The sequence below is a fragment of the Parabacteroides faecis genome, assembly GCF_014647375.1.
GTDB classification, from domain to species: Bacteria; Bacteroidota; Bacteroidia; order Bacteroidales; family Tannerellaceae; genus Parabacteroides; species Parabacteroides faecis.
The window spans coordinates 249,833-275,457 of record NZ_BMPB01000004.1; the positions used below are offsets into that span (position 1 = coordinate 249,833).

A 25,625-nucleotide genomic window follows, 5' to 3' on the forward strand; every position below is an offset into this window, starting at 1 on the left:
TATTTCAAAAAAGATCACTTTTTCGTTAGGGATGTTCCATCGTTAATCGCTTTATAGGCAGAAACACGAAAAGATGGAGAAAGAAATACTATATAAATATTTTGAAGGTATAGCCTCCCCGGAGGAAGAAGATGCTGTGTATCGTTGGTTGGATGCCTCTTCCGAAAACGAAGGGGAACTGTTGAAGGAACGTGAATTTTTCGATGCGATGATCCTTGCCGGAAGTATGGAAGAAGATATCGCAGGAAAGAGCGTGATATCAGGGGTAATCCAAGTTCCTTTGATCCGTCCCTGGATGCGTGATGTACTGAAGATTGCAGTAGCCGTTGCGATAACAGTTGCCTGTGGTTTATATTTCTATGTTTCCGAAAAGAAGGAGATGCTGGCTGCCATGAATACAGTAACTGTTCCGGCCGGACAGCGGGTGAATCTTAAATTATCGGACGGAACTACTGTCTGGTTGAATGCCCGTTCTGAAATGGTTTATCCAGCAGTATTTTCCGGAACAAAGAGGGAAGTCAAGTTAGATGGTGAAGGGTATTTCGAAGTGGAACATGATAAGGAGTGTCCTTTTGTGGTTCATACGCAGAAATGTGATATTGAGGTCTTGGGTACGAAGTTTAATGTAGAAGCCTATTCGGATTCGGAAGAGTTTTCCACTTCATTAATGGAAGGTTCCGTGAAGGTGACAGATAATGCCGCTCTTTCTGCATCTGTACTTCTGAGGCCGGATCAGGAAGTTCATTTTAAGGATGGCAGGTTATTGGTATCATCTATTGGAGATTATGATCATTTCCGTTGGCGGGATGGATTGGTTTGTTTTAATGACGTCGCTTTTAATGAATTGATGAAACGTTTCGAGAAATGTTACGGAATATCCATTGTTATAGAGAATAAAAACCTGGAAGAGTATTCGTGTAGCGGAAAGTTCCGTATCTCCGACGGTCTGGATAATGCGTTACGTATTTTGCAGCGGAATGCTAAATATACCTTTGAAAGGAATGAAGACAACTCGATTGTCTATATAAAATAAGTCTAATTAAAAATGAAAAGCCTATGAAACATGGATCGTAAAGTTAATCTTAAATGAAATGCCGACAAGTGCCCCACACTTATCGGCATCCAATTAACACAATTAAAAACAACTGTATTAATCTATTACAATTACAAAGATATGAATAAAAAATTCTTATCGTGGGTTTTCTATGACAAAACCCAACGGTGTAAACACTTTTTTAGAATCATGAAGATAACCACTTTATTCCTGTTCGTGTTAATCTTCTGTCTGCATGCAGAAAACACAAATTCGCAGAATGTCAGGGTTACTGTAAAACAAAACAATGTAAAATTGGGGAATGTCCTTAGTCTTATAGAAAATCAGACGGATTATCTGTTTATATATGATAAGTATGTAAATGTGAACCGTAAAGTATCGGTAAATCTGAATAAGAAACCTCTTGAGGAAGTATTGGGACATTTATTTGAAGGAACCGATGTAAAATATACGGTAGATGGATCCTATATAATTTTGTCACTCAAAGGTGAAAGTAAAGATTTTTCTGAATTAATTCAGCAGGAACGAAAGATTGGCGGTGTTGTTACAGATGGGGCGGGAGAACCGGTAATTGGTGCAAATGTATCAGTAAAAGGATTGAGTATAGGAACAATTACTGATATAGACGGTAATTTTACACTGGAAATTCCTGACAATGCCGTTATTCTTGTTTCTTATATCGGTTATGTATCCCAGGAGATTCGGCCAGGAAGTGGCAATCAGTTAAAAATTATATTGAGAGAAGATACACAGGCATTGGAAGAAGTTGTTGTGGTAGGTTATACCTCTCAGAAAAAGGAACTTTTAACAGGGTCTGTTGCAACGATGAAGATGAACAAAGAATTGGCAAATACCCCAACAACTGGCTTTGGTAATATTTTGGCGGGTAAATTATCAGGTGTCAGTGTCGGAACTCCCGATGGACTTCCGGGTCAGCAACCGTCTATTTCTGTAAGAAGTAAGTCTTCCTGGAATGATCAACCGGTTCTTTATGTTATTGATGGAAAGATTAGTACTCAAAGTGATTTTAATGGACTAAGTGCTAATGAAATAGAGAATGTCACTGTGTTAAAAGATGCTGCTTCCACAGCTGTTTACGGATCAAGAGCGGCTGGTGGTGTAATTTTGGTCACAACCAAACGGGGAGGCTACGGACAGAAGGTACAAATCAATTACTCATTTAGTACAGGCTTTGATAAAAGAGGTAAAAATGTTGAATTGACAGACGGTCCGCAAACGGCCAGACTTTATCAGAGAATTAATCCGACATCCGATCCGGCTGGTTGGGCTTGGACGGATGAGGATATCGAGTTTATTAAAACGATCAATGGTGGATGGGGCTATGATTTATTGAAATCAGTCTGGAGAGACCCCAATACCACATCGCATAATATTGATGTGACAGGTGGTACGGATAAAGTTAAATTTTTTGTCGGAGGATCTTTTACCAAACAAAAAGGATTCTTGCCGAACCTGGATTATAAGAAATATAATATGCGTATGAATATTTCAGCAAAATTATCAGAGAACCTGGATATATTCGCAGCACTATATTTGAATGATAATAATTCGTCTTCAACAACCGGTGCTAGTGTTGGTGACATCTATGGTTTGTACAAATGGTTATTGAACTGGCAACCGGATTATCCCGTATGGACGAAAGGAGGATTGCCTATCGATATTGGTTGGACTGCTAATATTGCTGCTCAGGTTCGTGGGGATGGAGGCTATGTTAAAACCAACTATCTAAAACCGGTCATTAATGCAAATATGACTTACAAAGTACCATTTATCAAAGGGTTGAGTGCGACTGCTGCTTTTAGTAAATCGTATACACAAGAACGAAGTAAAACGTTTTTGACGCGGTATAAAATGTATGTAACGAAAAAAACGGGAAAACATAACTTTAGTATAGATGATGCGGATATTGTAGGGACGACTATGTCTTCCCAAATATCAAAAGATTATATGCAGCAGGATGTAAAATGGAGCGGTGATTGGCAGTTGAATTTGCAGTTGAATTATAACCGTACATTTAAAGAAGATCATAATGTGAGAGCTGCATTGGTTTTTGAGAAATATGAGACTGATGGTGCGGGTGTTTCTGCAGGTATTGAAAGTTTCCCGAATTATCTGACGGACCAATGGTGGGCTGCCAGCGATGACAGATCGAATTCTTATGTCAACAGAAGTACTGATTTTTCAGATTATATGTCAGGCAGGCAGTCGTGGGTAGGACAGTTGTTCTATGATTATCAGGGAAGATATCTGGCTAGCTTTAGTTATCGTTATGATGGTTCAATGAACTTTTCTCCAGATAACAGGTGGGGATTTTTCCCTTCCGGATCTTTGGGTTGGATTATCTCGAAAGAACCTTTTTTTAAAGTGAAAGGTATCGATATGTTGAAATTGAGAGGATCTGTCGGCTTGACCGGTAATGATGCTGTTGGAGGCTGGCAATGGTTGCAATCATATGTAAGTGGTAATTCTGCTTATTTTGGAACAAGTTCGTCGGTTAATCAGGGGATTACATATGGTGTATTGCCAAATGAAAGTTTAACATGGGAAAAATCACTGAATTATAATGTTGGAGTGGATGTGAACTTTTTAAAAAACTTCAATTTTTCAGCTGAATATTACTACGTGAATACATATGATATTTTAGGAGCCAGATCATTGGCTGTTCCTCCGACTTTCAGTATGGAACTGCCTTCAGAAAATTATGGAGAAGTCCATTCCAAAGGTGTTGAACTAACATTAGGGTATGAAAATACTTTTGGCGATTTCAATGTGTTCGGTTCTTTGGTTGCTTCTTATGGTAATTCAAACTATGTGAAATATGATGATGACAAAGTAACTTACAATTCGGAAAAAAGAGTAGGACGTTCAATGACTGCTGTGTATGGTTATGTGGCTGATAGAGTGATCAGAACTGAAACAGAACTGAAACAGTTCAAAGAGGAACATCCTGATTATCGCTTTAATGGCATCGAACCACAGCTGGGACAAATTGTCTATAAAGATATGGATGGACCTGGTGGAACACCGGATGGAATAGTGGATAAATACGATATCTCTATCTTGAAAAAAAGTAATAATCCGGTTGTTTTAGGGTTGACATTAGGTGCTGAATGGAAAGGCTTGGCAGTAGCTGCAACCTTTAATGGGAATCTGAAATATTACAGATGGATGAAAGACCTGGCGGGTGGTACGGAATGGAACAGAATGTGGGTTAATTGGTATGGAGATTCCTGGACTCCGGATAATACGAATGCCAGTTTGCCCAAGAGATTACATGCTTATGATGGATCTGCTACTTATCATGACGATTCATCGTTCTGGCTAAAGAGAGGCGATTTTTTACGGTTGAAGAATTTGAATTTGTCTTATACTATTCCACAAAAAATCTATCGGAGTATAGGGTTGGATAAAGTGTCGGTTTATTTTGTAGGAACGAATTTGTTTGTTCTAAGTGGTTTCAATAAAAACTATTATGATCCGGAAATGAAAGAAGGATTTACTTTCCCGATAATGAAGTCTTATAATTTCGGAGTTAATGTATCATTCTAAACTGTGTAATAAAAGAATTAATATGAAAAACTATATGAATAAAACGATAAAGGCGTTGGCCCTATTTGCAGTTTCGTTTTTTGCATTCTCATCATGTGAATCAGGATTAGATTACGAAAATACCAATGCAATTGTTCCGGATGCAGTATGGAAAGACTCGAAGATGATCGATGGCTTTTTGAATGATATTTATGGAGGGCTTAATCCTCAATGGGTATTTAATGCCTCGGAATCAGACGAAGGACTCAATGGTGCTAAAGACATGAATAATTATTTGCGGGGAATTCTGACTGTCGATAATACCTGCGACTCTCTTAGATATAAGTATGTAGATAAGATCAACTTTTTCCTGCATAATCTGAAAGATGTGACAACCGATGTTTTATCGAACGAAGAAAATCAGATACTGGCAGCTCAGGCTAAGTTCTGGAGAGCCTGGACTTATTGGGCTATGGTAAAGAATTTGGGAGGTGTGCCGCTGATACTTGAGCCACAGGATATGTCTGATAAGGAAAGTTTGTATAAATCCCGTAACAAGACATCTGAATGTGTTGCTCAGATCATACAGGATCTGGATGACGCAATAGCTGTTTTGCCTGGCAAATATTCCGATGCCAGCGATTATGGCCGCATAACAAAAGCGGCTGCTATGGCCTTTAAAGGAAGAATTTTGTTGTGGTATGCCAGTCCATTGTTCAATCCGGATAATAACAAAGAGAGATGGCTGGCTGCTTATGAAGCAAACCATGCTGCTGTCCGGCTGTTGGATCAGGAAGGATATGGATTATATCCGGATTTTAAGCAATTATGGTATGATGAAAGAAATGAAGAAGTCATAATGGTCAACCAGTATTTTTATCCGGGACATCCTATAAATTTCAATGCTATAAGACCTGAGCCTTTTACAAAAGATGCATCTAATCAGAATCAACCGTTGATGTCTTTGCTTCTTGCTTTCCCTAAAAGAGACGGAAGTCCGATGAATCTGGATGTGAACAGGCTGAAGAATGATCCGCAATACAATGTTGATTTTATGACTGATTTTTATATGAATAGGGATGACCGTTTCTATACTTCGATTTATTGTGGGGGAACACCCTACCCTACACCGGATATCCTGAGTGGACAAAATTCAAAAGTCACATTTTGGAACGCATGGAAATGGAGTGAGCAAGACAATAAATACAATACTTTGTACCTGGATTATAATATTGCCGGTAATCCTGGTGTATCCGGTTTTTTTGACAGAAAAGGTTTGGATACGACATTGATTAATGCGGAAGTTGGCAACGGACAAACAGACTGGATTGAAATCAGGTATGCCGAGGTTTTGATGAATATGGGTGAATGTGCCAACGAAATAGGTAAAACCTCGGAGGCCCTGCAGGTTTTATATGATATTCGGAAGCGTGCTGGTATCGAAGAAGGTAAAGGAAATTATGGTGTAATGGCTTCAAGTCAGGAAGATATCCGCATGGCTTATATTAATGAACGTCAGGTCGAATTTGCTTTTGAAGGCAAGCGATTGGGAGATTTAAGACGACTGAAGCGATATGATTTGCTAAATAATCAGGAAAGGCGTCATGTTTTGTATCTGGTTCTTAAACCAGGAGAAGCTGTTCCGGCTTTAACAGAGACAATAATGGATTCTGTGGTAAGAAAGAAATTCAGGTTTGATTATATCGATAATGTGGATGGTGATGACAGTTATAAATTTAATTTAAGTATGAATCATTGGTTCTATGCATTGAATCCTAATCAAATATCTCAATCCATGAATAAACTGGAGCAGAATAAGGAATGGGGTGGTACTTTCGACCCGTTACAGTGATCGATAGTTTTTTCTTTAAAGGAATCCCTTTGCTGAAAAAACAATAATCTTCCACTAAAGAAGCAACTATTTGCTATTTTTTATAGCAATAGTTGCTTCTATATTTGTACCTGCTATAACAGGAGATGTTCCGAATATGCAGGAGGCATTCCCGGAACATCTGATAGTGAATAGTGATCTACTAAAAAAATAAATACGCATGAATAAACGATTTTTGGTCTTCACATTGCTATTAGCCGTTGGATTAGGAATGTGTATCTCTTGTACAACAGGGGAGTATGAATTAACCTCACCCGATAAAAAACTGGTGATGCAGATACAGCAAGAGGATAACGGTGAACTGACCTATGCTTTCACTGCTAACCGAACTCCGTTAATAAATAAATCCTCTTTGGGCTTCAAATTAGAATCTGAAGAGGTTATTCCTTCCTCCGGTTGGAAGATAGAAGATGTTTCCGGCAGGCAGGTTCGGGGAGAATGGAAACCGTTGTGGGGTAAACGTGCGGTAGTCCCGGATCATTTTAATGAACTGACAATAACATTGACCCGTCCGTCAGGTATCCCCGATCGCATGGAACTGGTTGCCCGGGCATATAATGACGGTATCGCTTTTCAATATCGCATACCATCGGGGAATGCGGGAGAAGCAAAGGTCTTGTCTGAGCAGACAGCCTATAATTTTGCGGATGATTATACAGCCTGGTTCTACAACGGAGAGAATTATAATATCGGACCGGAAAAACTGACAGAGACAGACGGAACCCGTTTCCCTGTAATGACGGTTAAGGCCGTGGATAACCATTATCTGGCTATCCATGAAGCCAATCTGGAGACTGGCGCTCCTTTGGTCTTACAATCGAAAGGCGGGGAACGTTTGTTTTCCGTAGCTTCTAAACCCGCGACTCTCTTATCCGGTTATACGTCAGCTTGGCGGGTGATCCTTTACGGAACGACACCGGGAGTATTGACCGACTCTCATCTGATTGAACTGCTAAATCCTGATCCGGATCCAGCCTACGACTTCTCATGGGTAAAACCCGGTATGGCTGTCTGGGATTGGAGAATCAACGGAGCCGAATGGGAGGGATTCAAATATACGATGTCCTATCCTTCCTGGATACGGATGGTAGACTTTGCCGCAGCACAAGGCTTCAAATATCTGGTGTTGGACGCTAACTGGTACGGTCCCGAATTTGCGTCGGATTCTCATCCGGTGGAAGGTGATAAAGCCAAAGATGTACAGAACCTGATCGCTTACGGGAAAGAGAAAGGAGTGGGTATCTGGTTATACCTGAATGATGTTGGTGGCCGGAAGTTCCCGATAGAGGAGACATTGAAACAATATGGCGATTGGGGAGCAGCCGGAGTGAAGTACGGTTTTATGAGTGGAAGTCAGGAAGAAAAAAATCCCTGGACAAGAAAGATCACCGAGCTGTGCGCAAAGAACCATCTGTTGGTCGATTACCACGACGGTCCGGTTCATCCTTACGGACAGATGCGTACCTGGCCGAATGCTGTCACACGTGAATATTGCCATGCTCAGTTGGATGCTCATCGTGTGTTTGAACCGAAGACGTTTGTTACAACGGTTTTTGTAAACATGGTTGCCGGTCCGGTGGATATGAATAACGGAATGTTCGATCTTCGCCAGGGGCATACGACCCGTGTAGACGAAAGTCAGCCGGTTCCTTCGACACTGGTTTCGGAAGCTGCACGTACCTTGATCGTATTTTCCGGTGTAACGATCCTACCTGATATTCCTGAGTTTTATGAGAAATATCCGGCTTTACTCGACTACCTCTCTTCTCAGAAGATGCCTTGGAAAGAGAGCCGTACGTTGGCCGGTGAGATCGGGGAATATATTGTCATGATGCGTCAGACGGAGGATGCTTACCTGGTCGGTGCCGCAACAAATGAATCCGGTCGTACAATCGATCTGCCTCTTACATTCCTGGAAGAAGGCATTTTTGATGCAGAGATAGTGGAAGACAGCGATGACGCTCATTACCTGACAAACCGGGAGACATTGAAAGTATCAAAGAAACAAGTAACAAATAAAGATATTTTGAAATTGAAGCTGGCTCCCGGTGGTGGTGCTTGTCTGAAATTCATCAAACAGTAATTTATCATGAAAAACAAACTATTAGTAACTGTTTTATTCGCATCTGTCATTTTCTTACAGGCAGGTGCAACAGATCGGATTAAGCCGTCTGTCAGATATCATGAAGGGGGAAATGTTGTTTCCTGTACTCATTTTGAATCGGATAAGCAGACAACAGCAACCGATGCGAACGGATGTAAATGGCTGCTGACCGTAGATAAACGAAATGTGGAGAATGATAAGACGGCTCTGGATTATACATTTACCTGGGAGTTGAAGCAGGGGGTTGCTAAAGATGTGTCTTTCTCGGTCGATTTCCAGTTCGATCAGTGGACACCGGATAATTATGTCTTTGTACCCGCTATAGTCTATGACGGAAACAGGTTTGCTACCAAAAATATCGGCTATCCTCCTTTTTGGTATGATAAGGCGGAATGGCGTGTGGACATGCCTACGACCGTCACCTCTTCTCAGCCTACATTGGGAAAGAAGGGGGAACAGTCTAAACCAATCGAGTTGACTTCGGGAAATGCATCTACTCCATTGATGGCCTATTTCTCGGAAAATGACCGGAAGGCTTGGATGGTACAGACCAACCAAGGTAATGATCTGGGAGATTATGGTTTGACCATAAAAGAGAACGAAGATCGTTCCGAAGCTACTTTTTCTATCATAGCTCCTGTAACACGTACCGGTAATAGTGCAGATATTCCGGCAATTGTAAAAGAGGGGGGAAAGGTTTGTATCTCCTGCCGTGTATATAACTTTAAGGCGAAGCGGTTGAATGACATGATGAGCCGTTTCATGGATGTTCGTAAGACATTTAACAACAGTTCTCCCAGAGAGGTTGTACCTTATAGTGAGGTATGGAAGTTGATGAATAATCTGTACCAGACCCGGCGCTGGGACGATCGTATCGATATGTATTGGTTGAGTGATGTGAAGGATAAGGCTTCCTGGAATTTCATTTGGCAACTAGGTTGGTGCGGAGGAGGACAAGCGACATATCCGATTCTGGTGAATGGCTCTGAACAGGATAAAGCCCGTGCCATGAATAATTTGGAGGCTATTTATAATCGGACACAAGCAAAGTCGGGCTTCTTTTATGCCTATGGCGATGGAAAAGAGTTTTATGGTTTTGGGTATGGGGAGCCGTTGGAAAATAATGTGACATTTGTACGTTCACAGGGTGACTGGTTGTATCTCTCGCAGTTGCAGATGAATTTGTTGAAGTCGAGAGGCGAACAGGTGAAATCCCATTGGTCGGAAGGGACCCGGAAGCAGGCTGATGCCTTTGTCCGTCTGTGGGATAAATACGGCCAGTTCGGTCAGTTCGTGAATGTTGAAACAGGGGATCTCTGTATCGGTAATTCGACGGCGGGAGCTATTGTTCCTGCCGGTTTGGCGCTGGCTTCCGAGACCTATAATGAGCCGCGTTATCTGGAAGTAGCCTGCCTGGCCGCCCGTAATTTTTATACTGATTATGTAGTAAAAGGATATACAACCGGCGGTCCCGGCGAAATCCTGTCAACACCGGATAGTGAGTCGGCTTTTGCCTTATTTGAATCATACATGGTGCTCCATGAGGTGACGGGCGGTAAAGAGTGGTTGAAATATGCTTCTGAATTATTGCCAATCTGTGCTAGTTGGACAGTCTCCTATGATTTTAATTTCCCGAAAGAGTCGGAGATGGGAAAGATCGGGGCACATTCCTGTGGATCTGTCTGGGCCAGTGTCGCCAATAAACATTCAGCACCGGGTATCTGTACCTGGTCCGGTCATAGCCTGCTGAAGTATTACCGTGCAACCGGTGATGAACAAGCTTTGGCTTTGCTGGCCGATATCGCCCACGGTCTTCCGCAATACATTAGTCGTGAAGAGTGTCCGATCGGGAATATGCCTCCAGGTGGTGTCTGTGAACGGGTAAACCTGAGCGACTGGGAAGGTAAAAACCAGGTGGGTGGAAGTATCTTCGGCTCTTGCTCGTGGTGTGAGGTGGCAACTTTATTGACGGTTACTCAACTACCCGGTATTTATGTGCAGACAGACCGGCAGTTGGTCACAGTCTTTGATCATCTGAAAGTGGAAAAGAAACAAGGCAAGCAGGGACGTATGATCTTGAAAGTAACTAATCCTACTTCTTATCCGGCTGATGTGAGGATCTATTCGGAAACATCGAAAGAGGCTCGTAAAGTTGCAATGCCAGCTTTCATTAGCAAGATGAAATCAGTCTCTCTGAATCCGGGTGAATCAAAAGAAGTTCATATCGAATGAAATAGTTGCCGCACCTGTACCAACTGGCTGCGGCAGTTATTTTAGATAGCTGCGGCAATGTTTTTTAATGACTGCCGCAGTCCTGGAAAACACTAGCTGCAGCCATCCTCGTTATAGTTTGAAATTCTGCTTCCTGAACTCCAGCGGGGAAAATCCCATCACATTGGAGAACGTCCGGGAAAAATATTGAGACTCTTTAAAGCCCAGCTTGTGAGCGATCTGATTCACTTTCATATCTGTCTGGATCAGTAGCTTGCAGGCTTTGTCTATTTTCAGGCGGATAAAATAGTCCATAGGGGGATGCCCGATCTCTTTGACGAACTTACGGTAGAAATAAGACTCCGAATAACCGCAAAACTTTGCGAAATCTGCCAGTTTCAGGTTGGATTCGATATTGTCGTTCATGAAATGTACTACCCGGTTGATAATGTTTTCCGAATATTCCTTTGGGCGGAACTGCCTGCGGTAAATATGGATAAAAAGAAATGATCCCAGGAAATGAGCAAAACACAGGTTCGCATAATGCATGTGATCCATATCCGTACTCTCGTTCAGGGTATTGAACATCTCTTCGAACAAGTCGATCCGTTCCTCTATCCGTGATTGTGCAGAGGGGGGAACCGATGTCGGTTTATCGAAACGGGAAGAGAAAAGCGGAGCTTTATCCCCTCTGAAATGTAACCAGTAAATAGTCCAGGGATCCTCGTCATCCGCCCCGTAAGCATGCGGAATGTTACGGGGTAATATGATGAATTGGTTTGCTTCCAGCATTTTCCGTTTCCCATACAGCTCGATCCATCCCCGCCCGTCTTTGCAATAGATGAACAGATATTCATCGCATCCTTCCGGACGATTTATATAATGGTGGGAGGCACGCGCAAAAAATCCCATCGAATAGAGATACAGGTCGCCTGTGAGTGGACTGTCTTCCATCAGATTGATCATAGGAATCGGCAGATAAATGAAACGTTCGCCGGAAAAACCAAGTTCTACTTTTGCCATAATACGTATAATCGGGTTGATACTGTAAAGTAAACAATAATAATCCACGAAATAAGCAATTATTTGCTATTTATTATTGGGATAGTTCTTTCTATTTTTGTTTTAACTTACACTTTCTGTTTGCTGTATGAAAAAAACAATGATATCATGAAAAGAAAAACAATGCTATTCTGCCTATATCTGAGTTGTAGTTTAGGCATTCATTCTTTGGCGGCTACGTCAGATCTCCCTTACAAAGATCCGAAATTATCCGTAGAACAACGCGTCACAGATTTACTGGGACGTATGACGTTGGAAGAAAAAGTGGCCCAGTTGAATATGAAAAGTCTTAGCGGACTGAAAACCAACGAAAAAGGGAAGGTGACGGAGAGTTCATTGGAAGCCCTTTTTGGGGGAGAGAGCATCGGTTGCCTGGAAAGTCCCTTTATCGAACACGGAAAGATTGCTGCTTATTCGGAAGCGGCCGATCAGTATCTGCGGACAAAGACCCGGTTGGGCATCCCTGCTATTCAGATTGCCGAGTGCCTGCACGGACACATGGCGCTAGGGGCCACAATTTTCCCTCAATCGATCGGTTTAGGGGCGACCTGGAATCCGGAGCTGATCAGGGAGATGGCAGGCGTGATAGCCCAGGAAGCTTTACTTGCCGGTGTGGACCAGGCTCTTTCTCCTTTGTTCGACATAGCTAGGGATCCGCGGTACGGACGTGTCGAAGAATGCTATGGAGAGGACCCTTATCTGGTAAAGGAGATGGGTGTGGCTTTCGTGAAAGGGTTACAAGGCGAGCCGGAACAATCTTCCAAAGGAATAGCTCCCGGAAAGCTGGCGGCCATGGGAAAGCATTTTGTCGCCTATTCCAAGCCCGAAGCCGGAATTAACATTGCTCCGGCATTGGTAGGAGAAAGAGAATTGAGGGAAGATCATCTTTATCCTTTTGAGGCGGCGGTTAAGGAGGCCAATATCTATAGTATTATGCCCGGTTACCATGAGATAGACGGTGTGCCTATCCATGCCAGTAAATGGTTGTTGAAGGATATACTCCGCGACGAATGGGGGTTCGACGGATATATATTCTCCGACTATGGGGCGATAGGCATGATGAACTATCTTCACCATACGGCCGACGGACCAAAAGAAACGGGCTTTCAGGCTATAACAGCCGGAGTGGATGTGGAAGCCCCCGGTGCCTATGGATATAAACATCTGGTAGAATTGGTAAAGGAGGGCAGGTTGCCTGAATCGGTTGTCGACGAGCGTGTAAGGTGTGTTCTTACGATAAAGTTTAAGATGGGGCTGTTCGATCGTCCCTTTAAAGTGCATAAAGGCGACCAACAGAAAGTCCATACGAAGGAAAATGTGGATTTGGCAAGGCGTATAGCCGAGGAGTCTATTGTTTTGTTGCAAAACAATGACAATGTTCTGCCATTGGATAAAAACAAACTGAAATCATTGGCAGTGATCGGTCCGAATGCTGATAAAGTTCAGTTTGGCGATTACAGTCCCACGAAAAATAACGACTATGGCGTTACCGTCCTCCAGGGTTTAAGGGCATATCTGGGAGATGAGGTAAAGGTCAATTACGCTCTCGGCTGTGGCATCACTTCGTTGTTTACCGACAGTATCGCTTCGGCGGTGGAAGCTGCAAAGAATAGTGACGCGGTTATATTGGTATTGGGTGGTACAAGCCAGACACTTTCAGGTATTGGCTGGGGTGATGAAAACTCCAAAGAACTGGCTACGTGTGGTGAAGGTTATGATCGTAATGAACTGGATTTTCCCGGTGTTCAGCCACAATTGCTCGAAGCTGTGGCCGCTACCGGTAAACCGATAGTGCTTGTGATGATAAACGGCCGTCCGCTGACGATTGGCGAAGAAGCGAAAAAAGTGAATGCGGTTGTCGAGGCATGGTATCCGGGAGAGAAAGGCGGGGAGGCTGTGGCACGTGTGTTGTTTGGAGAGGTCAATCCATCCGGCCGACTTAGCATGACTTTTCCTCCAACGACAGGGCATATACCGTTATATGCTGCCCAGAAACCGTCTGCCAGAGGTTTTTACAAGAGTCCGGGTACGCCTGAAAACCCTGGCCGTGATTATGTTTTCGCCCATCCGAAACCCTTGTTCTGCTTTGGGCATGGTTTGAGCTATACCACATTCGAATATAAAAATATGCATATAAAAGAAGCGGGTGATGTAGTGAGGGTTTCCTGTGAACTGGCCAATACGGGTAAGCGTGACGGGGCAGAAGTCGCACAATTGTATGTCCGTGACGTAGTGAGCAGCACCAGTACGCCACTGAAGGCTCTTAAAGCTTTTCAAAAAGTATATCTTAAGGCAGGCGAGTCAAAGACAATCGAGCTTGTCGTAAAAAAGGAAGACCTGAAGGTATGGAATCCGGAGATGAAGAAAGTACTGGAGCCGGGTGAGTTTAAGGTGATGGTCGGTTCTTCGGTTGAGGATATCAGGCTGGATGGCAGCTTCGACGTGAGGTAACATCGAAAGATAGTATAAGTAAACAAGGAGAATGTCTATTGTACAGGAAGTAAAAGGTCTTTTATTTTGTACAATAAAATTGCTAATCTAATAAGTAGTCGAATGAAAAAGCGAATAGGATTCTGTTTATTGATATCCGCGTTGTCTGCCACCGTTCAGGCCGACATAAAACCAGGTGCGATCGATTATATCGTGCGTCCGTTATACGGTTACAGGACTGACGGAACGCCCGGGCGTATCGTGACGGTCCGGTTAAAAGGGGAAGAACTGAAAGGCGATCTTTCGGTCGAGGTGATAGCCAAAGGGAAAACGGAAAAGAGCCATTTTGCATTGAATGCGAGAGACTCGGCAGAGGTGGAAGTCCTGTTGCCTTCTACGGTTCCTACCGGAAAGAAGTCGGAAGTTACATTTGTCCTCCACGGGGCGGATAAGACGTATAAACAGAAGGTAAGCGTTACGCCTATGCGCCATTGGAACGTTTACCTGTACAACCATGCTCATGTAGATATCGGTTATACCAATACGCATAAAAATGTCGAACAGCTTCATAAGAACAATATCATTGAAGGAATAAAACTGGCGGAAGAGACGAAAGACCATCCCGACGGTGCCCGTTTTGTCTGGAATCCGGAAGTAGGCTGGCCTATGGAACGGTTGTGGCAATCCAATCCGGAGATGCGGGGTGAACTGGTCGAAGCCATGAAGAAAGGACAGATTTGCCTGGATGCCAGCTATCTGAACCTGAATACCAGCACCTGTGCCGATGAGGAGTTGTTCCATGTCTTCAAATTTACCCGCGAGATGCAACGGCTGAGCGGGCAACCTTCGGATGTTTTCCAGCAATTCGATATACCGGGCATGTCCTGGGGATTGATCCCTGTCATGGCACAGGAGGGTGTCAAGTATATTATCTCATGGCCCAATACCGACCGGGCGGGGAATGCTCATAAGAATATGGACGGGAAACCGTTCTGGTGGGTAGGTCCCGACGGCAAATCGAAGGTGCTGTTCCTGCAGCCGGGCGGCTATGCAAATAGCGGCAGTATGGGAAAAGGGGGAGAGACCGGGCGTCCCTGGTTCGGACAACGTGACCCGGCAAAAGTGCCGAAGGTTATTCGTATGGGATATGCCAATGTCGATTTTACCGAGAAACTGACGGCATTGGAAAAGGAGAATTATCCGTATGACTACACCGTTCTTTCCTGGTCTTTGTGGGATAACAACCCGTTGGATGCCGATGTCCCTTTTGCCGTGAAAGAGTGGAATGAAAAATATGCTTATCCGAAAATCATTATCAGCGGCGGTCATGAGATCATGTCGATGATAGAAGAGAAATACGGTGACCAGTTGCCGGTCGTTTCCGGCGACTATACCGAATACTGGACGGACGGCCTGGGTACGGCTGCCGGTCTGACCGCCAGGAACCGGAATGCCAAGGAGAAACTGGTACAGGCGGAAACGATCTGGTCCATGCTGGCGGACGGTGGTAAAGCTCCGCGTGAAGATTTCGACGAAGCCTGGCGTTATATCCTTTTAGGCTCGGAACATACCTGGTGCTTTGAGAACCCTACCGAACCCTATTTCCAGGATGCCATTTGGAAAGTGAAACAGTCTTACTTCCATGAAGCCGAAGACCGTTCGATCGATATGCTGGATGAATCGCTGGCCCCCGCTACGGACAAGTCGAATGGGGCGCTGGGACCTAAGGAAGGCCCGGCAAACGGAGGTATTGCCGTCTTCAATACGCATTCCTGGCCGCAGAGCGGTGTGATCCGGCTGACGGCAAAGGAAAGCCTGAAAGGTGATAAAGTGGTCGACCAGAATGGTAAGGAGGTGCTTTCCCAACGTCTTTCTTCCGGTGAGTTGTTGTTCTATGTCCCGGAAGTACCGGCACTGGGTTCCCGTCATTTCCGGGTAGTGGAAGGCAAATGTTCTTTGCCGGGTCACTGTAAAATAGAAGGAACGACATTGGAGAACGATTGTCTGACCGTTCATCTGGATAAGGCGACAGGTAATATCACATCTTTATTGAAGAAAGGTTCTGTATATAACTATATCGGTGAGGGTGCCAATACCTTCTCCTGGTTGCCGGCGAACGTGGATGCTCCGCAGGCAGATACCGTATTGTCTGTTTCCGTGGTCGAAGAAGGTCCGCTGGCTGTAGAACTGTGTGTGACTTCAAAAGCGGCCGGTTGCCGGAGCGTCTCCCGTTCCGTTCGTTTGCAGGCAGGTCAGCCGTGGGTGGAAATATCCAACGTCGTAGATAAACTGCCTTTGGTGGAGAAAGACGGCATTCATTTCGGCTTTGCTTTCAATCTGCCGGACTCAAAGACCCGCGTAGATATCCCCTGGGGAGTGATGGAGGTGGAGAAAGACCAATGGCCGCAGGGGAACCGAAACTGGCTGGCGATGCAGCGGTGGCTGGACGTTTCGAATGCGACGCATGGCGTTACCTGGTGTTCGCTGGATGCTCCTCTGTTTGAGTACGGCGATCGGCATGCCAATATCGCAATGGGCTGGGGAGGCCAGGGTAACTGGATCACCAAACTCGAACCCAGTTCTACGGTCTATTCATGGGCAATGAATAATCACTGGCATACCAACTTCCCGTTGACACAGGACGGTCCTGTCCGGTTCCGTTACCGTTTGTATCCGCATGAAGCATATGATGTGGTGGAAACCAACCGTTTCGGTATGGAACAGTCGCAACCTCTGGTATATGTAACGGCGGATAAGGACCCGCAGGCACAGCCTCTGATCGCTATCGACAACCGGAAGGTCTACTCGACGATCATCAAATCCCTGGAAACCGATCATACACTGATCGTCCGTCTCCGTTCCCTATCCGATAAAGAGGAAAGCGTCCGGTTATCTTTCCCTAAAAAGACCCCGGCCCGTATCTCTGTCTGCGATCGCGAAGAGATTGCCGGAGAAAGAACCGACGGTAATCTGGTGATGGCTCCGTACGGACAAATCACATTGAAATTGGAATACTAAGATGCGTTTTTTTGAGATAGTAGTGCTAGCAGGGGTAACATAGTAGTGTTACCCCATTTAGGACAGTAGTGTGAGGAGTTCCCACACTACTGTCTTGTTTGGTAAGTAAGGTATGGTTTACATGTTAAACAATTTATGAGTAATGAAAAAGATTTTATTAATTGCCATCTGTAGTCTCTTGTTTCCCGGAAGTCAACATCTGTGTGCTCAGAAGCAAAGGGCCGAAGCTGCTTATAAAGTAATTGAACGGGTTTCCGGTCAATCCGGCTTACCGGTAAAGTTCTCTTTGAAGCCGAATAAAGAAAAGGGGGAAGGTAGTACTTATTTTCAATATAAGGCGGCTGAAGGCCGGTTGATGATTGAAGGGAATAGTCCGGTCGCATTATGCCGGGGCTTCTATGATTTTATCAAAAGTAATCGTTCAGGTATATATAGTTGGTCAGGAAGTAATGTTCGATTCCCGGAAAAACTGGAAGATATTCCTTTGAAACGGGTTGTCTCTCCTTTTGAGAACCATTTTATGTGTAATGTAGTGGTTTATGGATATTCCATGCCTTATTGGGATTGGGACCGTTGGGAGAAAGAGATAGATTGGATGGCATTACATGGCATCAATATGCCATTGGCATTGGTGGGATATGAGGCGATCTTAGCCCGCGTCTGGAAAAAGATGGGGCTGACGGATGATGAGATAAATCATTATTTCGTCGGTCCGGCTCATTTACCCTGGATGCGGATGGGGAATATCAGTGGCATTGACGGTCCGTTGAATGAGGATTGGCATCGTCGGCAAATCGATTTGCAACATAAGATATTGAAGCGGATGAAAGAGCTGGGGATGAAACCCATCTGTCCCGGTTTCCCCGGCTTTATACCGGAGGTTTTTAAACGCATTTACCCTGATCTGGAAGTTATCCAGACACATTGGGGAGGTGCTTTCTGTAACTGGATGATCTCTCCGCAGGAAGAACTGTTTACCAGAATAGGAACAGAATTTATCCATGAATGGGAAAAAGAGTTTGGAGAGAACGAGCATTATCTGGTAGATAGTTTTAACGAGATGGATATTCCTTTTCCTGCAAAAGGTTCTAAAGAACGTTATGACCTGCTGGCTTCTTATGGCGATAAGGTTTATCAATCTATTCGGAAAGGAAATCCGAAGGCTACATGGGTAATGCAAGGTTGGATGTTTGGTTATCAGAGAGACATCTGGGATTATGAGACGCTGGGAGCTTTGCTCTCTGAAGTACCCGATGATAAAATGCTTTTATTGGATTTAGCGGTAGATTATAATAAGCATTTCTGGAAATCGGAAGTGAACTGGGAGTTTTATAAAGGTTTCTACAATAAGCCCTGGGTATATAGTGTCATTCCGAATATGGGAGGTAAAACCGGTATGACCGGTGTTTTGGATTTCTATGCGAACGGTCATTTGGAGGCGTTGTCTTCTCCTGATAAAGGACGTTTGATCGCTCATGGAATGGCTCCTGAAGGAATAGAAAATAATGAAGTCATCTATGAGTTATTGTCTGATGCAGGTTGGTCGGATAAAAAGATAGATATTCACGAATGGCTGAAGGAGTATTCTTATAATCGTTATGGAAGCTATCCGACAGCAGTTCGTAAATGTTGGGATTTACTGTTGGAATCGGTATATGGGACATTTACCGATCATCCTCGTTATAACTGGCAGTTTCGTCCGGGAACAGTCCGGAACGGTTCGATCTGTTTGAACGAATCTTTTTTCAAAGCGATAGAATCATTTGTTGACGTAAGTGGTCAGTTGAAAGATAATCCTCTTTATTTGGCAGACCTGTCGGAGTTCACAGCCCTTTATCTGGGAGGAAAAGCCGAGTTGCTGGTGAAAGCAATAGACTGGCAGTATGAGATAGGAGATACGGTACGTGCAGTAAAGTTTGAAAAGGATTTTGAATATTTACTGACCGGAATAGATGCTCTGTTATCTGTTCATCCGACATTACGTTTGGAACGTTGGATCGATTTTGCTCATAAGCAGGCTGTAACTCCTGAACAGCATAAGCAATATGAAAGAAATGCGAAGCGTATCGTCACGATCTGGGGACCTCCTGTGGATGATTATTCAGCCCGCGTCTGGTCCGGTTTGATACGTGACTATTATTTGCCGCGTTGGAAGCATTATTTTGAAAGCAGAAAAACAGGAGTTCGTTTTAACTTTGCCGAATGGGAAAAGAACTGGGTTGAATCGGAGGGTTGTTCTCCGCTGGCTCTTCCTGCAGATATAGTAAATACAGCTCGTTCGCTGGTTGATTATGCGGCTTTTATAACTCCGGATTTAATACCGGACGGGAAAAAAGGTCAGTTAGGATCGTGGACGGTCGGTTCTGAAAAGACAGAAGTCTTGTCTTTTCAATTGCCTGCAGATAAGTTGGAGAAATTATCTTCCGTCCAAATAGAAAGAAAGAGAGGGGGAAGTCCGGTCGTTTGTTCCCGTTTCAAATTGGTGGCGGATGGAAAGGTCCTGATAGAAGGTGCTTCAGCTGAAATCTTACAAGGGGATAAATTGAGGATCGTTTATCCGGTGACTTTATCCGATGATATTCGTGGAAATAACGGAGTAGAACTACAGGTGCAGATAGAAAATACCGGATCGGAAACTGCTTCCGGACAAGTCTCTGTTATTGCAGAATAAGGATATTCCGAATAAGCAATAATAATCCACAAAATAGGCAGTTTTTTGCTATTTTATATCGGATAAGGACCCTCTATATTTGCATTGTTCTTCTAGTCGAAGTTACACTAACAATCGAAATACCATGAAGAGAAAGCAGTTATTTTTTATACTATTCCTGATATGCTGCGCAGTAGTGCAGGCGAAAGAATATCATGTATCCGTAAAAGGGAACGATGCGAATGAGGGAACCGAAAAAGCACCTTTCCGGACTATTGGGAAAGCGGCGGAATATGCTTTCCCCGGTGATGTGATCACTGTGCATGCCGGAACGTACCGTGAGTGGATAAACCCTCCGAGAGGCGGTGAAAGCGACGGGAAGCGGATTGTCTATCGTGCGGCTCCGGGAGAAAAGGTAGAGATAAAAGGCTCGGAAAGGATCACCGGCTGGACGAAGGAGAAAGACGGAGTCTGGAAGGTCACGATCCCGAATACATTCTTCGGTGATTATAATCCGTATACCGACCTGATCTATGGCGATTGGTTTGACGGCATGGGACGCGAACATCATACCGGCGAAGTGTTCCTGAATAACAAATCCCTCTATGAGAAGGAGTCGCTGGACAAAGTGCTTCGCCCGGTCCCGCATGAAAACGGCAAAGATAAGGAAGGGGCTGCCTACACCTGGTATTGTGAGAATGACGGCGTGAATACGATCATCTGGGCAAATTTCCATAAATATGACCCGAATAAGGAACTGGTGGAAATAAGTACCCGCAACACCTGCTTTTATCCGTCGAAACCGGGTATCGACTACCTGACTATCCAGGGCTTTTATATCAGTCAGGCTGCTACCCAATGGGGAGCTCCGACGGCAGAGCAGATCGGTATGATAGCTACCCATTGGAACAAAGGGTGGATCATCGAGAACAATGTAATCAGTAACTCCAAATGTTCAGGCATAACGTTGGGAAAAGAACGTCAGACCGGTCATAATGTCTGGCTGAACGATACGAGCATCGACGGTTCCCTGCATTATATCGAAGTGACTTTCAATACGATCCGGAATGGCTGGAATAAGGAGAATATCGGTTCGCATATTGTTCGTAACAATGAGATATCCCATTGCGAACAGACCGGTATCTGTGGAAGTATGGGGGCCGCTTTCAGCCTGATCGAAAACAATCATATCCACGATATCTGGGTGAAGCGTCAGTTTACCGGTGCAGAGATCGGAGGTATTAAATTTCATGCTGCGGTAGACACCCGTATTGTCCATAATCGTATTCATAATGCAGGCCGTGCCCTCTGGCTGGATTGGATGACGCAGGGTACCCGGGTTTCGGGAAACTTATTCTACGATAATGATATGGAAGATCTTTTCCTGGAAGTAAACCACGGCCCGTTCCTGGTTGACAATAACATTTTCGCCTCACGCCGGAGTATCCTGGAACAATCCCAGGGAGGTGCTTATGTGCATAACCTGATCGCCGGAGATATCTACCGGTATGTAGAACACGGACGGTACACTCCTTATTTCCTGCCTCATTCGACAGAAGTCGCGGGCCTGTCTATTATTCCCGGTGGAGACGACCGCTATATCAACAACCTTTTTGCTACCGTTCTTCCGGTGACGGAAGGAGAGAATAAGCGGAAATACGGTTTGGCGGACTATAATAAAACGGTTTATCCGATGATGGTGGACGGGAATGTCTATTACAACGGAGCCTTGCCGTTTGAAGGTGAAAAGAACAAAGTAGTCCTCCCTGACTTCAATCCGAATGTGAAGATCGAAGAAACGGCTGACGGCGTTTATCTGTCTTTATCCGTAAAAGGTTTGAGTGATTTGCAGACCAGCCGTGTCAATACGGAGAGACTGGGAAAAGCCAAACTCCCCGGACAAGTCTACGAGCAACCCGACGGCAGCCCGATTGAAATTGCTGCCGACTATCTGGGGAATGCACGTGGAGACCAGCCCAAGCCGGGACCTTTGGAATCCGTCAAAGACGGCGAGATCAGAATAAAAGTATGGTAATCTAAAATTAGTATTGAACATGACATCCAAACAGCGTGTGCAAAGCGCACTAGCCCATCGTATGCCTGATTGCGTACCGGTCGACTTCGGAGCAACTTCGGTTACAGGCATCCATTGTAAGGTCGTAGAGGCCTTGAGACAACATTATGGATTGGACCCGCATCCTGTCCGTGTCATCGAACCTTTCCAGATGTTGGGAGAGATCGAAAGCGACTTGCAGGAGATTATCGGCATAGACTGTGTCCCTGTTTTCGGACGCAAGGATATGTTCGACATCGATGAAACCCAACTCCACGAGCAAATCACCCCCTGGGGGCAGAAAGTGATGATCGCCTCCGGTATCGACCTGACGACCGACGGCCAGGGAGATGTTCACATCTATGCGGGAGGAGACCGTTCCTATCCGCCCAGTGCCGTGATGCCTTCCGGCTGCTATTTTATCAATGCAACGGAAAGACAGGAATATGTGAATGACGAAGAGATCGATCCGGCAGATAATCTGGAAGAGTTCGGCCCTCTTTCTGACGAAGATCTTCAATACTATAAAAAGACGGTCGAACAGGCTGCCGTAACCGGAAAAGCGGTTGTCGCCAGCTTCGGCGGTACGGCACTGGGGGATATCGCTTTCGTTCCGGGCATGGGGCTGAAAGACCCGAAAGGTATCCGCAATGTCGCTGAATGGTATATGTCTACCGCCATGCGCCGTGACTATGTACAAACGGTCTTTGAAAAACAGACCGATATTGCACTGGCTAACTATCAACGTCTTTGGGATGCGGTAGGTGAGAAGGTCGATGTCGTCTTTACCTGCGGAACCGATTTCGGAACCCAGGACTCGCAATTCTGTTCGCTCGATACATTCAGGGAGTTATGGCTTCCCCACTACAAACGGATGAACGACTGGATTCATCAGCATACCACCTGGAAAGTATTCAAACATACCTGTGGGGCTATCCTCCCGATTCTTCCCGGTTTGGTGGATGCCGGTTTCGATATAATCAACCCTGTCCAGATCAATGCCAAAGATATGGACCCGAGGGTATTGAAAAAAGAGTTCGGCAGCCAGGTGACGTTCTGGGGCGGCGGTATCGACACGCAACGTATCCTGCCGAATGCGACACCCGAAGAGGTGCGGAGCCATGTATTGCAGGAATGTGAGATATTGGGAGCTGACGGCGGTTTCGTTTTCAACGCCGTTCACAACATACAGGCTAATGCGCCGGTTCGGAATGTCGTGGCGATGATAGAGACATTGCGTGAGTTACGAGGTTAATAATTAAAACAGATAAAGTTATGGCAGATTTGGAGAAATTGTATGAGGCTATTTTGACAGGAAAACTGGAGATAGCCAGGGCGGTAACCAACGAAGCGATCGCAGAGAATGTCGATCCGCATTTGATCATTAATAACTATATGTCGCGAGCCATGGAAGATATAGGCAAACGTTTCGAGGAAGGAAAAGCCTTTGTCCCTGAACTATTAATGGCAGCCCGTGCTATGAAAGGTGCGCTCGACCTGCTGAAACCGCAAATGAAAGGTGCAGCCTCCCACAGTCTGGGAAAGGTGGTGATCGGAACGGTAAAAGGAGATTTGCATGATATCGGAAAGAACCTGGTAGCCTCCATGCTGGAAGGCTGCGGCTTCGAAGTGATCAACCTCGGAACCGATATCTCTTCGGAAAGGTTTATAAACGCCCTGAAAGAAAACCGGGCTCAGATCCTGTGCCTGTCTGCCCTGCTGACAACGACGATGAATTATATGCAGGAGGTGATCGATGCTTTGGAGCAGAATGGAATCCGCAGCCAGGTTAAAGTGATGATCGGCGGTGCGCCGGTTTCCGAATCGTTTGCCCGCCAGATCGGTGCAGACGGTTATAGCGACAATGCCAATGCCGCGGTATCGCTTGCCAAATCCTTATTATCCGCCTGATCGTATGCAGGAATACGAGTTAGACTTTAGCCGGTTATCCCTGACGGTAAATGATTTATTTACCGAGATGGGCTACGGCAGTACGGAACCGGAAGAGCCGGTGGAGGCATTGACCGTCTCCATGCTGGAAGAGGTTTCGTCTTGGATCGTTCCGCGTTGTGCGTTCGGTCTGTTTGACGGGCGGATGGAGGAAGACGCTGTATCTCTGGATGGCGGCGAACGTATTCATGTCGGAGCGACGATCTCTTCCCTTCTGAAAGGCTCCGGCCGCTTCGCCCTCTTTGCGGCGACTGCGGGGACTGCTTTTCAGGAGTATCAGAATCGTTTGAAAGCGGAAGAGGACATCCTGAAAAGTTTTATTGCAGATATTATCGGTACTTGTATCGCAGAAAAAGCCGGTGACTGCATGGAACGGTTACTCGAAAAAGAGCTGGTGGGAGAACGGCACACGAACCGCCTGAGTCCCGGATATTGCGGCTGGCATTTATCCGGCCAGCAGACACTGTTCCGCTTGATGGGCGGGAATCCTTGCGGTATCGGTTTGTCGGAGGTATGCCTGATGACACCGATCAAGTCGATCAGCGGTATTATCGGTATCGGGCCTGATGTGGATGAGAAAAAGTACGGTTGCCAGTATTGTGAACTGGAGACTTGTTATAAACGAAAAAGAAAGAAGAAATAATGGAAATACAAAAGTGGCTACACGAAACAAGGAACCGGCAGGAACGTAGGGCTATTCCTATCATGACGCATCCGGGTATCGAGTTATGCGGTAAAACGGTGAGAGATGCGGTTACCGATGGCGAAGTGCATGCGGAGGCGATCTGCCGGTTGAACGAACAATATCCGTCGGCAGCACCGACAGTTATCATGGATTTAACGGTGGAAGCAGAGGCTTTCGGTGCGAAGGTGGTCTTTCCGGAAGATGAGGTCCCCAGTGTAACGGAACCGCTCGTATCGGATAGGGAGTCTATAGATCGTCTTCCAATCCCGTCTCTTGAGGCCGGACGTGTACCCGAATACCTGAAAGCGAACCGGCTGACGGCAGAACGGGTAAAGGATAAGCCGGTCTTTGCCGGTTGTATCGGTCCGTTTTCGCTGGCAGGGCGTTTGTTCGGGTTGTCGGAATTAATGATCGCCCTGTATGTGGAGCCGGAGAATATGACCGTCTTATTGGAGAAATGTACCCGTTTCCTGATCGACTATACCCGTGCAATCAGGCAGACAGGTGTTCATGGCGTGATCATGGCGGAACCGGCGGCGGGTTTGATCTCAAACGAAGATTGTCTGTTATATTCGACGGATTATGTTCGTCAGATCGTGGATGCGGTGCAGGATGAGAACTTTATGGTGATCCTGCATAACTGCGGAAACTTCGGACATTGTACGGAGGCGATGATTCAGTCTGGAGCGGCCGGACTGCATTTCGGTAATAAGATAGATATGGCGGAGGCGTTGGAGAGCTGTCCGGAAGACCGGTTGGTCATGGGGAACCTCGATCCGGTCGGACTTTTCAAACAGTCATCGCCGGAAAAAGTATATGCAGAGACAATGAATCTGCTAAAGAAAACCAGCCAATGGAAGAATTTCGTTTTATCGACAGGTTGTGATGTGCCTCCGCATGTTCCGTCAGAGAATATCGAGGCATTTTATCAGGCACTTAATAGTTTTAACAATCGATCAGTGTAAAAA

At 45.2% G+C, this 25,625-nt stretch carries 14 protein-coding genes; 13 read left to right on the forward strand and 1 reads right to left on the reverse strand.

From position 1 onward, the window contains the following. The first annotated feature begins 73 nt into the window (after positions 1-73). From IEY67_RS07020 to IEY67_RS07040, 5 genes are all read left to right on the forward strand, one after another. Complete coding sequence (locus IEY67_RS07020) at positions 74-1,033, forward strand: FecR family protein (protein WP_183668917.1); 960 nt, start codon at positions 74-76, stop codon at positions 1,031-1,033. 210 nt (positions 1,034-1,243) lie between these two features. Beyond that, positions 1,244-4,624, forward strand: coding sequence for a TonB-dependent receptor (locus IEY67_RS07025; RefSeq protein WP_183668919.1), 3,381 nt, complete (start codon positions 1,244-1,246; stop codon positions 4,622-4,624). A gap of 22 nt (positions 4,625-4,646) precedes the next feature. Beyond that, positions 4,647-6,455 carry a RagB/SusD family nutrient uptake outer membrane protein gene (locus IEY67_RS07030; protein ID WP_229800989.1) on the forward strand — a complete coding sequence of 603 codons (1,809 nt, stop codon included), beginning with the start codon at positions 4,647-4,649 and terminating at the stop codon, positions 6,453-6,455. Between the two features lie 199 nt (positions 6,456-6,654). After that, positions 6,655-8,577, forward strand: coding sequence for a glycoside hydrolase family 97 protein (locus tag IEY67_RS07035; RefSeq protein ID WP_183668921.1), 1,923 nt, complete (start codon positions 6,655-6,657; stop codon positions 8,575-8,577). Between the two features lie 6 nt (positions 8,578-8,583). Continuing rightward, entirely contained in the window at positions 8,584-10,830 is a 2,247-nt protein-coding gene (locus IEY67_RS07040) for a hypothetical protein (protein ID WP_183668922.1), read from the forward strand. A 111-nt stretch (positions 10,831-10,941) separates the two neighbouring features. On the opposite strand, the gene IEY67_RS07045 is transcribed toward IEY67_RS07040, so the two are convergent. Then, positions 10,942-11,832 carry an AraC family transcriptional regulator gene (locus IEY67_RS07045; RefSeq protein WP_122353429.1) on the reverse strand — a complete coding sequence of 297 codons (891 nt, stop codon included), beginning with the start codon at positions 11,830-11,832 and terminating at the stop codon, positions 10,942-10,944. A gap of 147 nt (positions 11,833-11,979) precedes the next feature. Between IEY67_RS07045 and IEY67_RS07050 the strand changes: the two genes are divergently transcribed. The 8 genes from IEY67_RS07050 (at position 11,980) to IEY67_RS07085 (ending at position 25,622) form a co-directional block, all read left to right on the forward strand. Continuing rightward, positions 11,980-14,322 carry a glycoside hydrolase family 3 N-terminal domain-containing protein gene (locus IEY67_RS07050; RefSeq protein ID WP_183668924.1) on the forward strand — a complete coding sequence of 781 codons (2,343 nt, stop codon included), beginning with the start codon at positions 11,980-11,982 and terminating at the stop codon, positions 14,320-14,322. A gap of 102 nt (positions 14,323-14,424) precedes the next feature. Next, a complete protein-coding gene (locus IEY67_RS07055) occupies positions 14,425-17,319 on the forward strand; it encodes a glycoside hydrolase family 38 C-terminal domain-containing protein (RefSeq protein ID WP_183668926.1) in 2,895 nt (964 codons plus the stop codon). 142 nt (positions 17,320-17,461) lie between these two features. Beyond that, the gene (locus IEY67_RS07060; RefSeq protein ID WP_183668928.1) at positions 17,462-19,990 is read left to right on the forward strand and encodes an alpha-N-acetylglucosaminidase; all 2,529 of its coding nucleotides are present in this window, start codon (positions 17,462-17,464) and stop codon (positions 19,988-19,990) included. Between the two features lie 124 nt (positions 19,991-20,114). Next, complete coding sequence (locus tag IEY67_RS07065) at positions 20,115-22,004, forward strand: right-handed parallel beta-helix repeat-containing protein (protein ID WP_183668930.1); 1,890 nt, start codon at positions 20,115-20,117, stop codon at positions 22,002-22,004. 19 nt (positions 22,005-22,023) lie between these two features. Beyond that, complete coding sequence (locus IEY67_RS07070) at positions 22,024-23,277, forward strand: uroporphyrinogen decarboxylase family protein (protein WP_183668932.1); 1,254 nt, start codon at positions 22,024-22,026, stop codon at positions 23,275-23,277. 20 nt (positions 23,278-23,297) lie between these two features. Beyond that, positions 23,298-23,933, forward strand: a complete 636-nt coding sequence (locus IEY67_RS07075; RefSeq protein ID WP_122353331.1) for a cobalamin B12-binding domain-containing protein — start codon at positions 23,298-23,300, stop codon at positions 23,931-23,933. 4 nt (positions 23,934-23,937) lie between these two features. Then, positions 23,938-24,615, forward strand: a complete 678-nt coding sequence (locus IEY67_RS07080; protein ID WP_183668933.1) for a vitamin B12 dependent-methionine synthase activation domain-containing protein — start codon at positions 23,938-23,940, stop codon at positions 24,613-24,615. Beyond that, a complete protein-coding gene (locus IEY67_RS07085) occupies positions 24,615-25,622 on the forward strand; it encodes a uroporphyrinogen decarboxylase family protein (protein WP_183668935.1) in 1,008 nt (335 codons plus the stop codon). The genes IEY67_RS07080 and IEY67_RS07085 overlap by 1 nt, the downstream gene beginning before the upstream one ends. Positions 25,623-25,625 lie beyond the last annotated feature (3 nt).